Origin of the sequence: Psychromonas sp. (genome assembly GCF_047632995.1) — a bacterium.
Classification (GTDB): domain Bacteria; phylum Pseudomonadota; class Gammaproteobacteria; order Enterobacterales; family Psychromonadaceae; genus Psychromonas.
In genome coordinates, this window is sequence record NZ_JBLIEK010000182.1 from 1 (window position 1) to 5,101 (window position 5,101).

Annotated in this window: 4 protein-coding genes; all 4 read right to left on the reverse strand. The window is 43.1% G+C overall.

From position 1 onward, the window contains the following. Positions 1 to 203 precede the first annotated feature (203 nt). Positions 204 to 1,424, reverse strand: coding sequence for a type II secretion system F family protein (locus tag ACJAT7_RS17700; RefSeq protein ID WP_415228121.1), 1,221 nt, complete (start codon positions 1,422 to 1,424; stop codon positions 204 to 206). Next, positions 1,424 to 3,268, reverse strand: a complete 1,845-nt coding sequence (locus ACJAT7_RS17705; RefSeq protein WP_415228122.1) for a GspE/PulE family protein — start codon at positions 3,266 to 3,268, stop codon at positions 1,424 to 1,426. The genes ACJAT7_RS17700 and ACJAT7_RS17705 overlap by 1 nt, the downstream gene beginning before the upstream one ends. 8 nt (positions 3,269 to 3,276) lie before the next feature. After that, a complete protein-coding gene (locus tag ACJAT7_RS17710; protein WP_415228123.1) occupies positions 3,277 to 4,416 on the reverse strand; it encodes a tetratricopeptide repeat protein in 1,140 nt (379 codons plus the stop codon). Continuing rightward, on the reverse strand, positions 4,413 to 5,101 hold a 689-nt coding region (locus ACJAT7_RS17715; protein ID WP_415228124.1), incomplete at its 5' end, for an ExeA family protein. The genes ACJAT7_RS17710 and ACJAT7_RS17715, both read right to left, overlap by 4 nt.

Consider the following 5,101-nt stretch of genomic DNA (forward strand, 5'->3'; position numbering starts at 1 on the left):
TTACTTTTCTCTTGCTGTTGAGAGAAAAGTGACACGCCGTCAGGGCGGAACTCCAACAATGAAGGTTACACCAAGCGCTTGCAAGCGAAGGCTTACGAACAACCGATGCGGCATTTGCATTACCACGCAGAGCGTGGGAACGATGTAAGATAACCACAATAATGGCAACGTTCCGCTCCCGCGCATGCGGGAATAACAAAAGCTTAGCGCCCTTTCATGGCGCCCATCATATCCCACATCGGCGTAAAGATACCCAGGGCTAAAATCAACACCATAACCGCCACAATAGAGATCAATATCGGCTCAATTTTGGCGGTCATATTTTTCAGCTCGTAATCCACTTCACGCTCATAAAAATCAGCCGCTTCGTTAAGCAGTTCATCAACTTGACCGGTCTCTTCACCAACAGCAATCATCTGTAAGACCAGAGGAGTAAACAGCCCCGCTGATGAAGCTGTTTTTAATAGTGTTTCACCCGATTCAATTCCCGTCCGCATGGCCAGCATTTTTTCTTTTAAATAGCTATTGTCCATCGCAAACGCGATTAAATACAAGGCGTTATTCAGCGGCACCCCGGCACTTAACATCATCGCAAAACTGCGTGAAAAACGCGCCAATAAAGAGCGCTCAATAACACTGCCGATAATGGGGATACGTAACTTCCACCCATCCCATAAATACGCGCCTTTTTCAGATCCCAGCCACATTTTAACGGCAATAAAACTAGCGATTAAAAACGCCAGAAGATAAGGCCAGTAATTAACAAAAAAGGAGGAGGTAGCCAGCAGTATCTGAGTTGTCCAAGGTAGCTCCGCATGAAATTTTGCAAACATGTTGGCGAAGGTGGGAATAACGTAAATATTCAAAATAACCATGGCGACAGCTAATGCTATTAAGACAAAGCTCGGGTAGCGCATTGCACTTTTAACCCGTATACGTGTTTCCACTTCTTGCTCAAGATATTGCGACAGCTGTAAAAAAATATGATCTAATTGGCCGGTATTTTCACCCACTTGTACCAAAGAGACATACAACTGAGAAAAAACCCGCGGATGTGCAGTCATAGCAACCGAAAGTGAGTAACCATTATGCATACGATCTAATACATCGTATAAAGCATCTTTTAGCAGCTTAGAATGCGTTGAATCAGCAAGACCGTTCAAAGCCCGTAGAATGGGAATACCGGCTTTGGTTAAGGAGTAAATCTGCCGCGTAAAGATAATGAGATCAGAGAGCTTTACATGTGAAGCAAAGATACTGGCAAGATCCAGAGATTGCCCTCCTGAGGTTTTTTCTTTTACCTCGAGCGGCACAATCCCTTTTTGCATCACCTTATCAACCGCTAAATCTTTAGAGGTGGCTTCAAACTCACCTTTAACAGTATTCCCCTGGTTATCGCGTCCAGTATATTTATAGAATGGCATTATTCAGTAAAACCGAGTGTCGATGAAGAAGCTCCGCGTTTCTGCTCGTCAATTGGCTCGAGTGTTAAGCCGGACTCTTTTGCCTCATCTGTTTTTAATAAATTAAGATCACTCTCGGCATCGTCTTTTTTTACTTTATCGAAACGGTCGACTAATTTAAATACCTCTTCCAATGACGTCATGCCCTGCTTTGCATACTCCAGGGCAGCTAATGCAAGCGGTTTAAAATACTGAGATTTTTTGGCCGCAACCGCAAAACCCTCGGTATCATCAAGGCGTAATGTTGATACCATATGCTCATCAAGCTCTAAGAACTCAAACACACCAATACGGCCACGATAACCTGTAAACTGGCAGCGTTGACAACCGGGTGCTGAATGAAACTGGGTATACTGCAAGTTATCTTCGGTTAGCTGTTCCAGTAAAACTTGTTGTTCAAGCTCTGCTATTGCACTAGTTTTGCAGTTTTCACATAAACGGCGCACTAAACGCTGTGCAATCACGGCGCGCAGCGCACTCGCGACTAAATATCCGGGTGCCCCCATATCTAATAAGCGCAAGATACTGCTTATGGCATCATTGGTATGCAATGTTGAAAGTACCAAATGGCCTGTTAGCGCGCCGCGTATACCTATCTCCATAGTTTCACTATCACGCATTTCACCGACCAGTAAAATGTCGGGATCTTGACGCAGTGCAGAGCGTAATACTGTCGCAAAATCCAGACCTATCTTGCTGTTAATTTGTACTTGATTAACACGCGGTAATCGGTACTCAACCGGATCTTCTACTGTAATTATTTTTTTACCCGGTGAATTTAAGCTGCTCAGAGAGGTGTACAAGGTAGTCGTTTTACCACTGCCCGTTGGACCCGTAACTAAAATCATACCGTTGGGACGCTTAAGCTGTAATTCTAGTCGAGCTTGCAAATGAGCCGGAATACCTATCTCTGCAAAAGAGAGCACGCCTGCCGATTGATCCAGTAAACGCATAACCACTGATTCACCTTTTTGAATCGGCATAGTCGAGACACGAATATCAATACTGCGGCCTTTAACGTTGATATTAAAGCGCCCATCTTGTGGTAACCGTTTTTCTGAAATATCTAATTTTGCCATCAACTTAAGACGCAGCACGAGTGCGCTGGCGATACTGCTTTCGGGCAATAATGTTTCCTGCAAAACGCCGTCAACGCGCTGCCTTATACGTAATACATTTTCATCGGGTTCGATATGTATATCCGAGGCGCCGACCTGAACTGCATCTTCAAACAGCGATTGAATCAGCTTGGCAACGGTCGCATCTGACCCTTCCCCCCCCATATCTAAACCAGCAGTTGCATCAAATGTGCTGCTATCGCCATGCTCTTCGCTTAATTTTACGGCAAATGAGGCGATCTCTTTGGTGCGCCGGTAAACACGATCAAAAGATTCAATTAATTGATCTTCCCGCGCAATCATCAACTCAAAAGGGCGCCCTTTTAATAAACTGGCTAAAACATCTAAGCCATGCAGATCCGCCGGGTCTGACACCACTAAGGTAACTATTTCACCGTTGTCATGGATAGCTAACGCCCGCAGGCGACGCGCATGCACTTCTGGAATTAACTGCACGGCATTATGATCAATTTTAACTTTAAGCAGATCAACAATAGGGATAGCCAGCTGACGTGATAAGAAGGTTAATATTTGATCTTCACTGATATAGCCTAAATGAATTAAGGTTGCGCCTAATTTAAGGCCTAAACGACGTTGCTCTTTTAATGCATTAACTAATTGAGCCTCGCTGATTAACTGCTCTTCAACCAGTAAATCACCTAAGCGCTTTTTTAATTCCGGTTTCATGTTATACCTTAATTTTGACCTAAATAGGCTAGCCGTTGATTAATATAAACTTTTGCTTTTGATGAAAGATCGGTTTTTAACAAAGCCTGTTTATAATTATTCACAGCAAGATCTATTTTATTTTGCCTATCCTGCACAATCGCAAGTGACATTCTCCAGCGACCATTATTAGGCCTTTGGGTCAGCAAACTGATATACAAGATTTCTGATTGTTCATATTTTTGGAACTTTTGCGCCAAAATTGCATGGCTGACGTAATAGTCGATATTACCTTCAACTTGAGGGGGATTTTGCTCCAGATAGAGATACGCTTTTTGCTGATTGCCCTCTTTTAATGCGATACGCGATAACATTAAATTAAAATCAGGATAATCGGGTGAAACTCTCACCCCTTTTTGCAATAAACGCTGCGCTCTATCAACATCCCCCTGCCCGTAATAATAAAGTGCCAGTGATTTGCGCAGTTCATTTAAATGGGGCTGTAAGGCAAGTGCCTGCAGTTTCTTTTTGAGTGCCACCTCAAAATCGCCCTGAGCCTGTGCTTTGTCTGCTTCTTTAATATGAAGCTGCGCAAGCTCCGCTTTACTTAATTGCGAAACTTTAATTTCTAACTGTTTTTGTTCACTTTTCTGCTCTGTAACTGGGGCCGTTTTTACCGGTAGTGCTTTTGCTTTATTAATAGAAGCTGTATTAGTCGAAGCTATCTCAGTGGAAGCGGTTTTAGCGGAAACTGTTTGCTGAAAAACCTTTTTAGACTCGATCTTTTTCTTTTTTTCCACTACGGCATTGTTAACCGTAATAGCAGGGGCTAACGCCTTGGTTTTAAACTCTTTAGGTACAGCCTTGTTAACGGTAAGCGGCTCTACGCTCTGTTTTTTCTGCACTACACTGGCGAGCACTTTAGACGTCACTTTTGGCGCTACAAGGTCTTCAGTCTCTACTGATTGCGTCTTAACGGTGTGAATCTCACTCTCTTGGAGCGTTTTCTGTTGGCTAAAAATCAGATAGGCAAGGGCTATCGATGTTCCTAATAATAAAGTGATCACCAGCAAAATAAGCGCCTTTTGCTTACTCCTCTTTTCTGGCATAGAGGCTAACATAGGCTGTGCTTGCTGAAGATCTTGGTGCATTTTATTGATAATACTCATAACAACTCTTTCCACCACAGCAGTAAAATCAGATTTAACAATACAAATGAACACAGCAGCAGCCACCAGTATTTTAATTTTGGCACTGGGTAAGCATCTTCGGTATCAGCGGCCGCTTGAGCCACCAATTTATTGGTTATTTTATAATGCTGCTGACCATAACTTATGATCAACATCTTATGGCATAAGATATTAATTAAACGCGGAATGCCGCGGCTCACTTGGGTTATTTTACGGCATACACTGCGGTTAAATAACGAAGCGCCCCGATAACCCGCTTGCTTTAAGCGCTGCGCTATATAATGCTCAATCTCTTTTTCCGACAATGCACGTAACTGATAGGAAAAAGTGATCCGTTGACGTAGTTGACGTAGTTTCGTTTGCGCAAGGCGAACGTCTAATTCTGGCTGGGCAAATAAAACCACTTGTAATAATTTTTGCGATTCGGTTTCTAAATTGGAGAACAAGCGCAGCGCTTCTAATGTCGAGTCGGGCAGAGCCTGTGCCTCATCAACTAATACCAGCAATTTTTGTCCCTGCGCCAGTAAGGTTAATAACTGTTTTTTAATCAAACCGGTTAATAAAAACTGATCATCAAAATTCTCTTTATGCACACCAATTTTATCCGCCAGCGCACAACGCAGTTCATGTGCCGTCAGGTAAGTGTTATCAATATGAAAAATCA

What these genes read in the sequence shown, in the direction of transcription:
- ACJAT7_RS17700 (WP_415228121.1), bottom strand. Translation starts at nt 1,424, where the DNA reads ATGCCATTCTATAAATATACTGGACGCGATAACCAGGGGAATACTGTT.
- ACJAT7_RS17705 (WP_415228122.1), bottom strand. Translation starts at nt 3,268, where the DNA reads ATGAAACCGGAATTAAAAAAGCGCTTAGGTGATTTACTGGTTGAAGAG.
- ACJAT7_RS17710 (WP_415228123.1), bottom strand. Translation starts at nt 4,416, where the DNA reads ATGAGTATTATCAATAAAATGCACCAAGATCTTCAGCAAGCACAGCCT.